Annotated in this window: 11 protein-coding genes; 4 read left to right on the forward strand and 7 right to left on the reverse strand. The window is 56.3% G+C overall.

The window, feature by feature from the left end; genetic code table 11:
* Positions 1–50 precede the first annotated feature (50 nt).
* A complete protein-coding gene (mprF, locus tag ACR0I1_RS01050) occupies positions 51–2,657 on the forward strand; it encodes a bifunctional lysylphosphatidylglycerol flippase/synthetase MprF (RefSeq protein ID WP_480704594.1) in 2,607 nt (868 codons plus the stop codon).
* 3 nt (positions 2,658–2,660) lie between these two features.
* Here mprF and ACR0I1_RS01055 read toward each other — a convergent pair whose 3' ends face one another.
* The 4 genes from ACR0I1_RS01055 to ACR0I1_RS01070 all read right to left on the reverse strand — a co-directional run bounded on the left by ACR0I1_RS01055 (position 2,661) and on the right by ACR0I1_RS01070 (position 6,600).
* A complete protein-coding gene (locus ACR0I1_RS01055) occupies positions 2,661–4,211 on the reverse strand; it encodes an efflux transporter outer membrane subunit (RefSeq protein ID WP_480704595.1) in 1,551 nt (516 codons plus the stop codon).
* A gap of 11 nt (positions 4,212–4,222) precedes the next feature.
* Positions 4,223–5,368, reverse strand: coding sequence for an HlyD family secretion protein (locus ACR0I1_RS01060; protein WP_170393337.1), 1,146 nt, complete (start codon positions 5,366–5,368; stop codon positions 4,223–4,225).
* A 21-nt stretch (positions 5,369–5,389) separates the two neighbouring features.
* Positions 5,390–5,752 (reverse strand): DUF3302 domain-containing protein, encoded by a 363-nt coding sequence (locus ACR0I1_RS01065; protein ID WP_170393336.1) that lies wholly within the window; start codon positions 5,750–5,752, stop codon positions 5,390–5,392.
* 89 nt (positions 5,753–5,841) lie between these two features.
* On the reverse strand, positions 5,842–6,600 hold the full coding sequence (locus ACR0I1_RS01070; RefSeq protein ID WP_480704597.1) for a DeoR/GlpR family DNA-binding transcription regulator: 759 nt from the start codon (positions 6,598–6,600) through the stop codon (positions 5,842–5,844).
* Positions 6,601–6,790: 190 nt separating this feature from the next.
* On the opposite strand from ACR0I1_RS01070, the gene glpD reads away from it, so the two are divergent.
* Positions 6,791–8,368, forward strand: coding sequence for a glycerol-3-phosphate dehydrogenase (gene glpD / locus ACR0I1_RS01075; RefSeq protein ID WP_480704599.1), 1,578 nt, complete (start codon positions 6,791–6,793; stop codon positions 8,366–8,368).
* 76 nt (positions 8,369–8,444) lie between these two features.
* Here glpD and ACR0I1_RS01080 read toward each other — a convergent pair whose 3' ends face one another.
* The 3 genes from ACR0I1_RS01080 to metG all read right to left on the reverse strand — a co-directional run bounded on the left by ACR0I1_RS01080 (position 8,445) and on the right by metG (position 14,773).
* On the reverse strand, positions 8,445–11,582 hold the full coding sequence (locus tag ACR0I1_RS01080; protein ID WP_480704601.1) for an efflux RND transporter permease subunit: 3,138 nt from the start codon (positions 11,580–11,582) through the stop codon (positions 8,445–8,447).
* Positions 11,582–12,763, reverse strand: coding sequence for an efflux RND transporter periplasmic adaptor subunit (locus tag ACR0I1_RS01085; protein ID WP_170393332.1), 1,182 nt, complete (start codon positions 12,761–12,763; stop codon positions 11,582–11,584). Before ACR0I1_RS01085 ends, ACR0I1_RS01080 begins: the two co-directional genes overlap by 1 nt.
* 291 nt (positions 12,764–13,054) lie before the next feature.
* A complete protein-coding gene (gene metG / locus ACR0I1_RS01090) occupies positions 13,055–14,773 on the reverse strand; it encodes a methionine--tRNA ligase (protein WP_480704603.1) in 1,719 nt (572 codons plus the stop codon).
* A 210-nt stretch (positions 14,774–14,983) separates the two neighbouring features.
* Between metG and ACR0I1_RS01095 the strand changes: the two genes are divergently transcribed.
* A complete protein-coding gene (locus tag ACR0I1_RS01095; protein ID WP_480704605.1) occupies positions 14,984–15,910 on the forward strand; it encodes a hypothetical protein in 927 nt (308 codons plus the stop codon).
* Positions 15,911–16,077: 167 nt separating this feature from the next.
* Positions 16,078–16,833 carry an OB-fold-containig protein gene (locus ACR0I1_RS01100; RefSeq protein ID WP_480704606.1) on the forward strand — a complete coding sequence of 252 codons (756 nt, stop codon included), beginning with the start codon at positions 16,078–16,080 and terminating at the stop codon, positions 16,831–16,833.
* Positions 16,834–16,848 lie beyond the last annotated feature (15 nt).

A 16,848-nucleotide genomic window follows, 5' to 3' on the forward strand; every position in this document is an offset into this window, starting at 1 on the left:
AAGCTTTGAATTGACACTGATCTGAGGATCGCGGGGCAGGGGCGAACGGAATGACGACACAGCCGACAACGGAAGAGACACGCGCCGTACGTCTGGCCGAGTATGTGACAGGGCTGTTGGAAAAGCCGCTGGTCAAGATTGCGGTTCCGTTGCTGATTACAGGAATCGCGCTTGCGGTTCTGCATGACCTCTCTGCGCATGTGAAATGGTCAGATATCCAAAGCGATATCGCAGCGAAACCATGGAAATTCATGTTTTTTGCGATGTGCTGGACGGCTTTCAGTTTTCTGTCGCTTTCGTTCTACGATGTGCTTGCCGTGCAGAGCGTCGCCGATGGAAAAGTGCCTTTGCCCGTCGCAGGGATGGCCGGAGCAAGCGGCTATGCGGTATCGAACTGCCTGGGATTCTCCTATATCACCGGCACCGCGATCCGATACCGTATCTATGCGTCGCTGGGGCTTGATCTTGGCCGCGTGGCCGGGGTGATCGCGACCTCTTGGGTGGCGTTCTGGATGGGACTGATCCTGCTTTTGGGCCTGTTGCTTACAATACACCCGGATGGCATTTCCAAGGTCCTGCCGATCAGTGAAACGACGGAAACTGTGATCGGTCTGAGCATGTTGGCGGGGCTTGCGGTCTTGTTTGTCTGGCTTTCAAGCGGAGGGCGGCGATTGGCCTATGGCGGGTTTGGGTTCAACCTGCCGGGCGGCAAGCTGGCAAGTCTGCTGACAATCGCGGCGGTAGGCGATCTGTTCGGCGCTTCAATGGCGCTGTATGTGCTCATGCCGGACGATCTGGGGGTTGGCTACCCGTATTTCTTCGCGGTCTATATAGGCGCAATAGCGGTGGGTATCCTTAGCCATGCACCGGGTGGAATCGGTGTGTTCGAAGCCACTCTGATCGCTGGTCTAGGGGCGTCGGGCCGGTCTGATGTGATCGCTGCGCTTCTGCTCTACCGACTGGTCTATACGTTCCTTCCGTTTGCCATCGCCAGCCTGTCGATCGCGGTCGCGTCGGTGCTGACACAGCGCCATCGCATCGGGGGCGCGGTCACTTGGGTCTATCGCGCAATTCGCCCCATTGTCCCGATGGTGGCTGCCGGCGTCGCGGCTGTGGCAGGAGTTATCCTGTTGGTTTCAGGGGCTTTGCCTTCCAGTACGCAGAACCTTGGCGTACTGCGAGAGGTTTTGCCTTTGTCATTTGTCGAGGCATCTCATCTTGCAGGCAGCGCCGTGGGTGTCCTACTGCTACTTGTCTCACGTGGCCTATTCCGCAAGCTCTATCGGGCATGGGTTGTTGCCATGCTTTTGATGGTGGCAGGTTTCTTCGCCTCGCTCGCCAAAGGGCTTGATACGCATGAAGCCCTTTCATTGCTGTTCACGATTGGCCTTTTGGCGATGTTTCGGGGTGCGTTTTACCGGGTAAGCGGTGCATCTATCTTTCGGCTAAATATCCCTTGGCTGGTCAGCGTCGTCGCGTTGCTGGCGGTGATTTTCTGGATCGGATTGTTCGCTTATTCTCATGTCGAATATCAAAACGCGCTGTGGTGGGACTTTGCCTGGAGTGGAGACGCCTCGCGATTCCTGCGGTCCAGCCTCGTGGTGGCCGTGATCGTTGGCATCGTGGCGGTGAACTCGCTGTTCGGCCGTGAAATCCCCGCGCCGGTTAGGACTGAAATCCCCGAAGTTGTTGAACGGCTGGTGATGGAGTGCGAAGACACCGAATCTCAGATTTCACTGACGGGTGATAAGCAATTCCTGATCTCGCCTGACGAAACCGCATTCCTTGCCTATGCCGATACTGGCAATGCGCTGATCACCAAAGGAGAGCCTGTGGGTGATGAGCAAGCGGGGCAGCAACTGATCTGGCAATTGCGAGAAATGGCCGATCGCGAAGGCAAGCTTTGTGCGTTTTACAGTGTATCGACCAAATATCTGCCGACATTCCTGGACCTCGGCCTATCGATCCTGAAGATCGGAGAAGTGGCCCGCGTACCGCTGCAGAATTTCTCGCTGGACGGAAAATCGCGCAAACGGTTCCGGCAGGCGAAGAACAGGGCCGAGCGTGAGGGGTACAAGTTCGAAATTATTCCCAAGGAACAGCTTGCACCGGTGTTGCCCGAACTTCGTCAGATCTCGGACGATTGGTTGGCGCAAAAGGCAGGTGAGGAAAAGGGTTTTGCCTTGGGCGGCTTTGATGATGCCTACCTTTCTTATTTCGACCATGCGGTTCTGCGGGATGAGACGGGCAAGATCATGGCCTTTGCGAACCTGTTTCAAGGCGGAAACAAATCCGAACTGTCTCTGGATTTGATGCGTTATGAACCGGACAGCCCCAGCTTTGTCATGGATGCGCTGTTTGCTGAGATGATGGTCTGGGGGTCCGAGCAGGGATTCCACTGGTTCTCACTGGGCGCAGCGCCATTTTCAGGGATCGAAAACCGGCAGCTGGCCTCGCTTTGGAATCGGATCGGTGGGTTCGTTTATGAACATGGCGAACAATTCTACCACTTCGAAGGCCTGCGCGCCTTCAAGCAGAAATTCGATCCGGAATGGAGCCCCAACTATCTGGCCAGCCCCGGCGGGTTGGCCGCGCCACGTATCCTCTACGAAGTTAACATCCTGATCTCGGGTGGCCTGCGCGGGTTGACGAAATAGGCCTCAGTTCAAGCTGGCGCGTGTTGGCGTTTTCTCCAACAGATCACCCCAATCGGTGCGATAGGCCATCTCGGCCAGCACCGTCTCGGGTAGGAATTCCTGATTCTGCCGAATCTGCCAACCACCACCCAGACCTTTGTAGATCGCGACCAGATTCGAAGAGACCTCCTGCCGGGCCTCGATCAGGTTCGCCTGCGATCGTAATAGCGCGGTCTGCGTGTTCAGGATACGCGAATAGCTGGCGATGCCGTCTCGGTACTGATCGACCGCGATTTCAGCCGCCTTGCGCGAAGCTTCGACGCTGCGCTGATAAAAGGTGACCTGTTTGCGCGCCTGTGCGTAAGCAACCATCGCGCTTTCGACCTCGGAATACGCGGTTAGAACAGTATTCTGATAGTTGGCGATCAACGCTTGATAGGCGGCATCCTGCGCGCGGACATTGTTCTTGATGCGGCCATAATTCAGGACGTTCCAGACAACGCCTGCGCTAGCCAATCCTGTGGCGCTGTTGGTGCTGAACAGATCGCGCCCACCCGAGGCCTGCAAACCGATCGCGCCCGACAGAATGAACTGCGGATAGAGATCAGCTAACGCGATCCCGACCTGCGCCGATTGGGTGGCTGCCGCCAACTCGGCGGCGCGGACGTCAGGCCGTCGCCGCAGCAATTCGGCGGGCACACCAACGGCCACGTTGCTGCGCCCTGTTGGAATTCGGCCTGAATTGCCGATCAAGCCAGTCATCTGGGAAGGGGTTTTGCCCAACAGAACCGCCAGTGCGTTCTTGGCTTGTTGGATATCGCTTTCCAACTCAGGCACGAGTGCCTTGGTGTTGTTGAGCAGGGCAGTCGATTCCTGCACATCCAACTCGGTTGTAACGCCGTTGTTGAAGCGCAGCTGAGTGAGGTCTGCCGATGCCTGCTGAATCGTGATGTTTTCCCGCGCGATGCGCAGAGCCTCTTGCAACGAACGGATGTTGATATAAAGCGCCGCTACGTCCCCGGTCAGCGTGACCAGTGCGTCGTCATAATTAGCAACCTGCAGTGCCAGGTTCGATCGCGCGGCCTGTACGCCGCGACGTTGCTGGCCCCATACGTCCAGTTCCCATTGCGCATCAAACCCAACTTGCGAAGTCGAGAATTCGGTGTCCAAGGGAATAATCCGCCGGATGTCCGAAATCGGCCCAAGATTGTCGCTGATCTGTCGGCGTTGGAGCGAACCGCCCACGGCCTGCGATTGCGGGTAGAGCTCTCCGAATGCGATACCAAGCTGCGCGCGGGCCTGAAGTACGCGGGCACCTGCGACCTGTAAGGTCAGGTTCTGCGCATAGGCTTCGGCGATCAGCTTGTTCAGCGTCGGATCATTAAACGTTTCCCACCAGCGCACAACCGGAGCGCTGCGTGAGGTCAGGCCGCTCTGGCCCGCGCTGGGGTTGTTGACCTCCATCCATTGCTTCACGACCGGAGAGTTGGGGCGCACAAAATCAGGCCCCACTGGCGTACAGGCGGTGAGGGTAACGGCGCAAAGGGCAGTGCCTAACAACCGGCGGAGTGTCATCGTACGCATCCTCAGATATCCAGTGGCCGGATGAAGTTGGCGAAGGAATAGAGGCGAATGTTGATGCGCCTCAGAAATTCAAAGCTTTTTCCCATGCCGGTGTAAATCGCCACCGCAGCGTGGCCACCTGCAGGAAAAGTATGCCCCTCAGGCACATCGACCGAGATCTGAACAGCGATCCGACCGGGCAGTTTTGGCAGCTCAAAGCCGGGCAGGCGGCCTGAGGGCAAGTATTGGCCCTGACGTGTAGCCCACCAGACCGCCTCAACCTTGCCGGTCAGAATTTCTCCGGGATAGAGGTCCAGAGCAACTTCGACTGGTTGGCCGACCTCGACAAATTTCAGGTTCTGCTGGCGGAAAGTGGCTAGAATATAGGGGTCTTCTTCGGTGACAAAGCTGGCAATGGCACCCAGACGAATTTCCCCCACAACCATCCCCGGGCGGGCCTGTTGCGAAACGATCATGCCATTTTCGGGGGCATAGATCGTTGTGTTGTCGAGAAAATACTCGGCCTCGGCCAGCTGCGCCTCAGCCTCAATAATGCCGGTATTCACGCCGTCGATCTGCGAATCCAACGCAAGGTTGGCCTTCTCAAGATTGGCCTGAGCTTCCTTAATCTTCGCCTGATCTTCCGCGACCTGTTCGTTCCAGCGGTCTAGTTCATCCTGACGGGCACCTCCGGCGGGAACGAGATTCTCGTATCGCGCTTGCTCGGTCAGCGCATAGGCCAACTGCGCGTTTGCGCGTTCGACCGCTTCACCAGCGGCGATGACATCCTGTTCAAGGATCTTCGCGTTTTGCTGCGCCGCCACCAGCTGTGCATTCGCCTTGTCCACGGCCAGCGAAAACACCGTGTCGTCGAACTTATACAGCGGATCGCCCTTAGTGACCCAGGTGTTGGGCTCGACCAAAACCTCGGACAGGATTGTGGGCTGTGTCAGGCGCGGGACGATCTGGATGGTGGAGCGCACGACGTGGCTGTCGACGGAAAAGGGTTGAAAGAAGCGCAGCGCGACCAAAAAGATCAGCAGCAGATGAGCGCCGACCCAGAATGAGACGATCCCCCACATGATGTTGAATTTCAGCCATTGCACCTTGAAGAAGATGAACCAGACAAAAATAATGTAGAAAAGCGTGATGCCTAGGGCGACGAACATGAGTGCTGAATTCCTTTGGCCTTAGGCTTGCTTTGTTTCGTCGGTATCAAGTGGGTCCTGGTATTCCGGTTTGACGGTGCCTCCCAGACGCTTGATTTCATCCCTTATGGCCTTGCGTTCTTCATCAGGGCCGCGGCGCATGTCGACGGTGACGCCGTCGTGAAACGCCCAGATAAAGGCATGCACCCAAGGGACAATCGCTAAAAATCCCATCCATCCCATGATCTTGACCGCTTCGGCATGGGGGTGATTGCGTTTGATCGCGATACGTCCGGGCAGGCCCATTATGAATAGAAACAACGCCATCACCGCTGCCAGCAGCAAGATAAGTGCCACAAATGTCAGATAGTCATAGTAGCCCAGCGGCTGCCCCAAAAGTCCCATGCTCGCGCCTCCTGTTGTTGGAAACTGTTCCATCCTCGGGCGCTGTTGTCCAGCTAATCAATCACTTTCTGGCTGATCGGAAGGATGTATCAGCATTCAATAATTTTGGTGTTCCAATCTATGCACTTCTGATGGAGGTCGCCGGGTAGCGGTAGATCGGTATAAACCATATCAACATCGGATAATGAGGCGATGCGTGCGGGCGCGGTGCGCTGAAACTTTGAAGCATCCGCTACTAGGCTGATCTGCCGGGCTTGTTCAATGATAGTTTGACTGACCAGTACTTCTTGGAGATCGAAATCCATTAGATCCCCATCCGCATCCAATGCGGAACAGCCGATAATCGCGTGATCGAATTTGAACTGGCGGATGGTCGAGACCGCAAGATTCCCGACCAACCCACTATCTGATCTGCGCAGCACACCGCCTGCAACGACGATCTGGCAATCGGGGTTATCGGCCAGGATATTGGCGACGTTCATATTGTTGGTCACGACCATTAGGTTTTTGTGTTTCAGCAATTGGCGGGCAACGGCCTCGGTCGAGGTGCCTATGTTCATAAAGATCGAGCTGCCCTCGGGGATGTCGGCCGCGCAGCGTTCAGCGATGCGTGTCTTGGCTTCATGGTTCAGGGCGCGCCGGTCTTCGTATCCAATATTAGAAACGCCAGAACGCAGAACGGCACCCCCGTGAACCCGATCCAACTTACCAGCTTCTGACAGTTCAGTCAGGTCACGGCGAATGGTTTGAACCGTCACCTGAAAGCGCTCGGCCAGTCCTTCGACAGTAACGCGGCCCTCTTGCTCGGCGATTAAAAGAATGTCCGATTGGCGAAATGATAGTGACATGGGCGGTCCTGAGTTCCGGTGTTTTCGTTTTTGTTCTAATTTTGCGGTTAAGCAAGGGAATTCGTTAGTTGCACTTATTAATATTCGTTGTTTCAGCTAAAAACGAACAATATCGAAAAATAAAGTTGACGATACGAACCATCATACTGCTAATGCGCTTGAAACTGCCACGTTGGGGAATCAATTGGATATGTCATCGGACAGCAGCCAAGTTACCGATCTTTTTGTGATCGGCGGGGGTATAAATGGGTGCGGTATCGCACGTGATGCGGCAGGTCGGGGCCTATCGGTCACCTTGGCTGAAATGAACGATCTGGCCTCGGCGACGTCGTCAGCCTCGACCAAACTGTTTCATGGCGGGCTACGGTACCTGGAATTTTTTGAATTTCGTTTGGTGCGTGAAGCGCTGGTCGAACGCGAGACCTTACTGCGCGCTATGCCCCATATCAGTTGGCCCATGCGTTTCGTGCTGCCCTATCACGCCGATATGCGTTTTGACTCTGAAACGCCGACCTCACGGTTGCTCAGTACGGTGATGCCATGGATGCGCGGGCGTCGTCCTGCCTGGCTAATACGGCTTGGCCTGTTTTTGTATGACAATCTGGGCGGTCGCAAAATCCTGCCGGGTACACGTTCGCTGAACCTGCGCGCGGCACCCGAGGGGGCTCCGCTGCAAGACAAATTTGAAACCGCCTATGAATACTCGGACTGCTGGGTCGAGGATTCGCGGCTGGTGGTTTTGAACGCCCGCGATGCCGAGGCACGCGGTGCCAAGATCATGGTCAGGACCGAGGTTCTTTCGGCTGAGCGGATCGATGAACTGTGGCAGGTTACGATCCGGGATCGGGATAGCGGCAAGACCGAAACCGTCCTTGCGAAGATGTTGATCAATGCGGGCGGACCTTGGGTAGGTGACATCATCCAGACCAAGATCCGGGTCAATTCCCGAGAAGGCGTCCGTCTGGTGCGTGGCAGCCATATCGTGACACCCAAGCTGTTTGACCATGACAAGTGCTATTTCTTTCAGGGCGAAGACGGGCGCATCATCTTTGCGATCCCGTACGAGCAGGATTTTACCTTGATCGGAACCACGGATCAGGATCATTCTGACCCCTCCGAGCCTCCGGTATGTACCGAGGCCGAGCAGGAGTATCTGTGCGCTTTCGCATCGAAATACTTCGCGAAGCCCGTTACCCGTGAAGATATTGTCTGGACCTATTCAGGCGTCCGTCCGCTATATGATGACGGCGCAAGCAGTGCCACGGCGGCTACCCGCGATTACACGCTTAAAGTTGATGCCGAGAGCGGGGCTCCGGTGTTGAATGTCTTTGGTGGTAAAATCACCACCTACAGACGCCTCGCGGAAAGCGCGCTGGAGAAGATTGGAGAACATTTCCCAGATCTTGGCGGACCATGGACCGCAGGCGTCCCTTTGCCCGGCGGGGATTTTCCGGTCGACGGCGTGCAGGATTTGATCGGGAAACTGATAGCGGAGTACCCGTTCCTGACCGATTTTTGGGCTCGTCGATTGATCCGGGCCTATGGCACCGAGACCTGGGACCTTCTGGGTCCGGCAAAAGATCAGAGCGATCTGGGTGACGATTTCGGCGCGACGTTGACCGAGGCCGAACTGGTTTGGCTGATGGACAAGGAATACGCGCGCACCGCTCAGGATGTTGTGTGGCGGCGCAATAAGCTGGGTCTAAGGCTCAGCCTCGAGCAGATCAGCCGGATAGACGACTGGATGGCCAAACGGTTAACTGACTAGCGCGGATCAGACGACCCGTACAAAAAAAGAAACGCCCCGCAGATGTGCGGGGCGTTTTGCGATTTCAATGCCGGCCCTACGCAGCTTCCTCTGACGGTTCCGGATCGTTCTTGCTGCCTTTGACCCACTCGCGCAGGCTCTGCATCACAGCGTACAGGACGGGAACCAGAATGACCCCGAACAGCGTCGCAGCCAGCATGCCGCCGAACACGGCGACGCCGATGGCCTTCTGGCTGGCAGCTCCGGCGCCGTTCGCGGCCAGCAAGGGAACCACACCCAAAAGGAAGGACAGGGCGGTCATCATCACAGCGCGGAAACGCTGATATGCGGCTTCTGCCGCGGCCTCCTTAATTGACAGCCCCTTGGCCCTTTGCTCCATCGCGAATTCGACGATCAGAATCCCGTTCTTTGACGCAAGCCCGACAAGCATGATCATCCCGATCTGCGTGTAGAGGTTGATGTCGCTGCCAACGATCGCCACCGCTGCGACGGCACCGAACAAGGCCACGGTCACCGACATTAGGATCGAAACGGGCATCGTCCAACTTTCATATTGGCCGACAAGGAACAGGTACCCAAACAGGATCGCCAACCCAAGGATCACCACGACCAGACCGCCCGAGGCCAGCTGCTGCTGCGCCGTTCCGGTCCATTCATAGGCATAGCCGGGGGGCAGGGCGGTCGCCGACTCCTCGGTCATGACATTGATGGCGTCCCCGGTGGAGAGCCCCGGTGCCGGAACCGCTGTTACAGTGGCCGAGCGGAACAGGTTATGCCGCTTTAGCAGGACCGGACCCAGCACGTTCTCGATATCGATCAGCGTGCCCAGCGGTACCATCTCACCCTTGTTGGAACGCACATATAGCTCTGAGATATCGTCGACTTTATTCCGGTACGAGCCTTCGGCCTGGATCATCACGCGGTAGACACGACCAAACAGGTTGAAGTCATTTACGTAATACGAGCCAAGCTGCGCTTGCATGGTCTGGAAAATCTCGGCCACCGAGACTTGCAGGGTTTTGGCCTTTTCCCGATCCAGATCGACAAACAATTGCGGCACGTTCGCGCGGAAAGTGGTATAGGCTTGCGCAATCTCAGGCCGCTGGTTTGCGGCATAGACATAAGACCCAACGGCCGAGGCCAGATCCTGCGGCGAGCCGCCACCGGTCTGCTGCACTTCCATTTCAACCCCTGCAGACATACCAAGGCCCTGAATGGGTGGCGGGTTGAACGCAACAATCGATGCGGCAGACTCACCATATGCAATCGCCAGAACCTGGTTCAGGATCGCATCCGCGCTGAGCTCGGGTTCCTGCCGCTCTTCCCAGTTGGTCAGGTTGACAAAGATGGCTGCGCCATTGGTAGTGGTCCCGTTCAACAGCGAGAACCCATTGACCAGAACGGTACTGGATACGCCGGAGATCTGTTGAATCTGTTCATCGATCCGCGCAGAAACCGCCTCGGTCCGTTCAAGCGTCGCCGCGTCGGGAAGCTGGATATCGACGAACAGATATCCATTATCTTCCAGCGGAATGAACCCTTTGGACGTGTTGCCCATAATGGTCCCAGTGCCTGCTGCGAACGCCGCAATGATCCCAAGCGAAATGACGGGCAGGATCAACAGCTTTCGCACAATGGCGACATAGCCGCTGCGCATGCCGCCGATAAATTTCTCGAACACAGCCAGCAGCCCTTTGGGTGGCCCTGAGCGTGGCTGCAAGACCAACCCGCACAATGCCGGAGACAAGGTCAACGCGTTGATCGACGAGATCACAACAGCGGTCGAGATCGTGACGGCAAACTGCGAATACAATCGCCCGGATATGCCGGGCATGAACGTCACCGGCACGAACACGGCCAGAAGCACCAGCGTGGTTGCGATGACAGGGCCGGTGATCTGGCCCATGGCCTTGCGGGTTGCCTCGGCAGGGGAAAGGCCTTCGTCGGCGATGATACGCTCGACGTTTTCCACCACAACGATCGCGTCATCCACAACGATCCCGATGGCCAGCACAAGCGCGAACAGAGAGATCGTGTTCAGCGACATGCCAAAAGCCAGCAGGAAGGCAAATGTCCCGATCAATGAAACCGGAATGGCCACCGCTGGAATGATCGTCGCCCGCCAACTGCCAAGGAAGATGAACACAACTGTGATCACCAATATGAATGTCAGGATGAGGGTCGAGACCACGTCATTGAGCGACTGTTCCACGAAATCCGTCGTATTGAATGGAACATCGTATTCGACATCAGTGGGAAAGGATCGTGACAGGCGCTCAAGTTCGGCCTCAACACGTTCGGACACCGCAAGGGCGTTTGCGCCGGGGGCCTGATAGATGCCGATAACGGTCGCAGGAACGCTTTCGAAATAGCCCGAGGCGGAATAGAACTGCGCCCCCAATTCAACCCGCGCAATGTCTTTGACGCGCACAATCGCACCGGCTTCGCCTGTACGGATTACAATATCTCCGAATTCATCGGCCGAGGTCAGGCGGCCTTTGGTCTTGATCGTGTACTGAAAGGTTTGTCCTTCAGGCACAGGAGGCGACCCGATTGAGCCCGCAGAGACTTCGATATTCTGTTCGCGGATGGCATTGATCACATCACCCGGAGTGATTGACAGCGCGGCCATCTTGTCCGGATCCATCCAGATCCGCATGGCGTATTCCAGATTGGTCAGAACATCCGCTTTACCCACGCCCTGAACCCGCGCCAGAGCGTCTTTCAAGTTGATTGAGGCATAGTTCGACAGGAACACACTGTCATATGTGCCATTGGGCGAGGTCAGCGTGACCAGCAACAACATGTTGGTTGACGCTTTTTGCGTGACAACACCGGATGAAGTCACTTCGGACGGCAGCGATGCCATCGCCTGTGCCACACGGTTCTGTACGTTGACCGAGGCGATATCGGGGTCGGTGCCCACCTCGAACGTAACGTTCAACGAATACGAACCGTTATCCGATGAGGTCGACGTCATGTAGATCATGTCGTCCACACCGTTGACCTGCGCCTCGATCGGGGCGGCCACGGTGTTTTCCACGGTTTCGGCATTTGCACCTGTATAGGTGGCCGTTACGCTGACCACCGGCGGCGTGATATCGGGAAACTGCGCAACCGGCAGAACCAGATAACCGATCCCGCCCAAAATGGTCAGGACCAGCGAAATGACAAGCGCCAGCTTGGGCCGGCTGATAAACAGGGCTGAGAACATCAGTTATTCTCCGGCTGCTCGGACGCAACGACTGCATCAACGGCGACGCCGGGGCGCACGCGTTGCAGGCCTTCGACGATGACGCTTTCGCCTTCGCGCAGGCCATCTGTGACGATAATCGCCGAATCCACGGTATCTCCGGTTGTGATATAGCGTTGTTCAACCATCTGCTTGTCATTGACGACCAGAACGAATTCGCCGCGCTGATCACGCTGCAGCGCTGCTTGAGGGATCAATACCTGCAGCGTCGGCTCAAGCGCTTCGATCTGAACGTTCACGAAGGCACCATCAACGAGCAGACGCTTGGCATTGTCGAATTGAGCCGTGATCGTAATGGCGCCGGTCAGCGGATCTATGCGGTTGTCGACAAAAATGATTTCACCGGTTTCATCCAGCTCAGTACCGTTCGGCAGAGTCACATGAACATTCGGGCTTTGGCTGCTTTCAGCTAGCGTGGCCGGGTCTTCGCCAAATTGTTCAAGAACCGACGTGAACTGCTTCTCATTCAACGAAAAATTCACATAGATGGGGGCTTCGCTGACCAGGGTGACAAGCGGCGGATTGTTGGGGCCCACAACATCACCGACACTGGTTTCCACGCGGCCGATGCGGCCCGAAAACGGGGCGTGGATCTGTGTGTAGCTCAGATCAAGCTCGGCCTGTTGGATCGCTGCATTGGCGGCTTTGACCTCGGCCTCGGCGACCAGTTCATTGGCTCGGGCAATGTCACGTTCTGATTCCGGTGTAGCGTCGCGCTTATACAGCTCTTCCTTGCGGGCGAGATCGACTTTGGCCAGTTCAAGGTTTGCCTGCGCCCGATCCAGATCGGCTTTACGCGCCTCAAGCGTGGCTTCGTAAAGATCAGGTTCGATCGTGAATAGCAGGTCATCCTCATTCACCGGAGAGCCATCGTCGACGTTCTGGCTGTCCAGGAAACCACTGACGCGCGCGATAATATCGACCTTGTCGATTGCCTCGGCCCGTCCAATGAAGGTGGCCTGATCGGTGATCTCTTCGGTATAAGCTGCGGCGATCGACACCTTGGGCGCAGGGGCATCACCCTGATCCTGCGCGACCGCTATCTGAGGCAGGCTGGAACATGCAAACAAAGCGGCAGAAACGCCTAGTGCCCTGAAATAGCCGCGTGGGCGGAGTGCTGGCTTCTTAAATGCAAGGGACATGTTGGCGCCTCGTTCAAAGTAAAGATTGCACAACCGGGCAACAGAAACCCCCGGATGAGTCGATTGATTTTATAGGCAGGATGGCGGGTTTGACGCAGTTTCTCAAGCGTGTTGAGGTAATGCGTTGGCAAGAATCGACCCGAAATTTCTTTCCAGTCTGCAGACTTAGCCTGCATCCGCAGGCGTTTACCTGCCCGATGACAATAGGGGCGGGCGAATTTTCTCTGCCAAAAACCAGCAGCGGAGAGGCTTCAGGGCTCCGCTGCGGCATTCATAAATCGAATTTTGTTGTTATTCACGCGTTCCCGCAAACCGATTCTGCCAGTCTTCGCGCTGTTCGTCCGTGATTTTGGCAAACAGCACGTCGGGAACCGAAAATTCATGGCCAGCGGGCAGGGCGCACAGCGCGGCATCGATATCGTCGGGCCAGCTGGTATTGAGTGTGTTCATCGCACTAAGCATTTTTGCAGACGCATCGGGAATGAACGGCGCGCTCAGAACTGCATAGAGGCGGATCAGGTTCAGCCCCAGCCGCACCTGCGCCGCAGCCTGCACAGGATCTTCCTTAAAGGTAGACCATGGTGCGGCAGCCTGCAGATACTCGTTGCCCGCGACCCAGATCGCTCGCAGCTCTTGCGCGGATTTGCGCACTTCCATCGCTTCCATGTGGCCTTCGTAGGCACGTACTCGGCTATTAAGCTCAGCAATCAGGGTCTGTTCACGTTCGCCATACGCACCACCTTCGGGCACTGCTTCACCGAATTTCGAGCGGCAGAACTTAGTGATCCGGCTGACAAAGTTACCCAGAACATCCGCAAGATCTTTGTTCACCGACTGCTGGAAGTTCTCCCATGTGAACTCGCTGTCGCTGCTTTCTGGCGCATGGCTCAACAGCCACCAGCGCCAGTAGTCGGCGGGCAGAATGTCCAGCGCCTGATCCATGAACACGCCACGGCCCTGTGAGGTCGAGAATTGGCCACCGTCATAGTTCAGGTAGTTGAATGATTTCAGGTGGTCGACCATCTTCCAGGGCTCGCCCGATCCCAGAATGGTGGCCGGGAAAGACAGGGTGTGGAAGGGCACATTGTCCTTGCCCATGAACTGAACGTAACGCACATCTTCTGCGCCTTTGTCGGTGCGCCACCAACGTTCCCAATCGGCATCAGACTTACCATTGGCGTCGGCCCATTCCTTGGCGCAGGCGATGTATTCAATGGGGGCATCGAACCAGACATAGAAGACTTTGCCTTCCATGCCGGGCCAATCTTGATCACCTTTCTTGACTGGTACACCCCAATCCAGATCGCGGGTAATGCCGCGATCCTGCAGGCCGTCGCCATCATGCAACCATTTCTTGGCGATCGAGGTTGTCAGGATCGGCCAGTCTGTCTTGCTGTCGATCCACGCGTCCAACTGATCTTTCATTGCGGATTGACGCAAATACAGGTGCTTGGTCTCACGCACCTCAAGATCGGTCGAGCCGCTGATCGCGCTGCGGGGCTCGATCAGGTCGGTCGGGTCTAGCTGCTTGGTACAATTTTCGCACTGGTCGCCGCGCGCGCGCTCGTAACCGCAATTGGGGCAAGTGCCTTCGATATAGCGGTCGGGCAGAAAACGGCCATCGGCGTTGGAATAAACCTGCTTTTCGCTGACTTCCCGGATCAGCCCGGCTTCATCCAGTTTGCCAGCGAAATGCTGGGTCAGTTTACGGTTCTGATCGCTGGACGAGCGGCCAAAGTGATCAAAGCTCAGGCCAAAGCGCTTGGCGATATCGGCCTGTACTGCGTACATGTCAGCGCAATATTCAGCCACAGGTTTGCCCGCTTTGGCGGCGGCCAGCTCGGCCGGGGTGCCGTGCTCGTCGGTTGCACACAGGAACATGACCTCATTGCCCCGGCCGCGCTGATAGCGAGCGTACAGATCGGCAGGCAATTGCGAGCCGATCAGGTTGCCGAGATGTTTGATCCCGTTGATGTAAGGGATCGCCGAGGTGATGAGAATTCGGGCCATAATGCGCTTCCACGTATCTGTCTGCGCGCCCGTCTACCTTATGTGGCCAGTAAGCAAAAGCCCGCATTCATACCCGCTTGAATTTAACGGGTATTACTACGCGACTTCGTGCATTCCCGCGAGTTTGTGTCGCGTTCGTCAGCGATTTCGCCCCGTGCGTACCAATGGTGTATGATGATCAGGAGAACCCAGCTTAGGGGGAATTTCATTATGCAGAGTTTATGGATGGGCTGCTGTGCCGCCGTTGCAGCTATTGTATTTACCGCCAGCGCCATCGCCGACCAGAGCGCCACAGATGATCCGGTGCATGCTTTTGACCACGCTATGCTCTCGATCTTTCACCGTGGCCAGGATGCGCTGACGGCTGAAACCCGGCCCGTCATGATTATCGCACGTGATGTCACAGTCATGACCGAAGACGGAGAGGCGGGCTATCCAAGGGATGCGCCAACCTATCAACATCTGAAGTCCACGTCGCATGTTGTGTTGGGATTGATCGGGGCGGTGACTCCATGGCCTGATGATAATACCGATGATGAGCGCTGGAAGGCGGAGTTTGCAATTATCATCAATGAGATAGATGTATTTCTTGCGACATTGGGCGAACTGGGCATGACCGAGGGCGACTTGGCGAGCCAGCGCAAAATGCTCGAAACAGCCCGGGCATTTGCTCAAGGTGCACTCGACAAGGATCAGATCACACGTGAAGCGGTTTCGCAGGTGATCAACGACATGCGGCCCATCTGGGCAGAGAATATGGAGAAATCTTCACGTGCGGAGTTGAACGCACTTCATTCCGCCGTGTCCGACGCACGCGCAGCCATAAGCGAAGAGGAGTGGACCAAGATGTATGTCGTGCATCACGGCGGCTCCAGCGTCAAAGACGTCAATGTCGTGCTACTGTACCTACAGCGCGTGATGCCGGAAAAGGTTGCTGCCGGGCAGGTTCTGTTCGCTGAGAACGCTCATGGGATTGACGCGTTGGCTGGATACGCCGGATACGTTCGAATGCAGAGGCATGTTGGTGCATGGGTGTTCGGAGACCCGGAACGGATGCGGGTTGACCTGCTGGGATATGAGGCGGGATCAATCCTGGATGAAATGATCCCGGCACCACCGCCAAAGCCCACCGATTAGAGAATTACTCCAGCAGGTGTGAACAGGTGATACGTTTCGCTCGGGCGAAAGAAATTGAGCTTAATGTCATGGTTGCAGATTGTACCAGATATTTGAATTTAAATAACCTCAGGTTGAAACACAGAATCACAACCTCTTGAAATTGTAGCAATGACTTCCCATTTAAAATGTATACAAAAGTATACAATAACGAGGGCAATCTGCTGATGTTTGACTTTTTACTAGAGGGCGCATTTGTGCCCTTTACCTTGGCGCTTGCGCTTCTGTTCGGTCTTCTGGGCCTTGAACTGATCGCATTGGTTTTCGGGGGAAGTCTTCTGGCAGGCGAGGGCGAGGTTGATCTGGACATGGTCGGCGCGCCCGATCTGGACATCGCCGACTTTGATCTGGATATCGACGCCGACATCGATCTGGGTGACTTGGAACTGGCCGAAATTGAAACCGATGTGCCTGCGGCTACGCCCGTCGGCCCGTTTGGCTGGTTGGGCATTGGCAAGATGCCATTCATGATCTGGCTCGTTGTGCTGCTGGCTGGTTTCGGCCTGAGTGGCATAGGCCTGCAACTGGCGCTGCGTGATCTGCTGGGCTTTGACTTACCTGCATGGTTGGCCGCGATTCCGGCCGGAGTGTTCGGCCTATGGTTCGCACGTGGCTTTGGTGGTGTCTTCGCTCGCCTCCTGCCCAAAACCGAAACCGAAGCGATGTCGGAACGGATGCTGGCCCGCCGCCGTGGCGTGATCACTCAGGGTATCGCATCGCGAGGCCGTCCAGCCGAAGTCCGCGTCATGGATCGCTTTGGCAACACGCACTACCTGCGCGCAGAGCCGTTGCAGGACAAAGATGCGCTGGAGCAGGGAACAGAAGTCCTTGTTCTGCGTGATCGACGGCGCGACCGGTTCGTTCTGGTTCGCATGTCAGTTTAACCAAAAAATCTTAAC

The organism is Ruegeria sp. B11 (genome assembly GCF_056539785.1).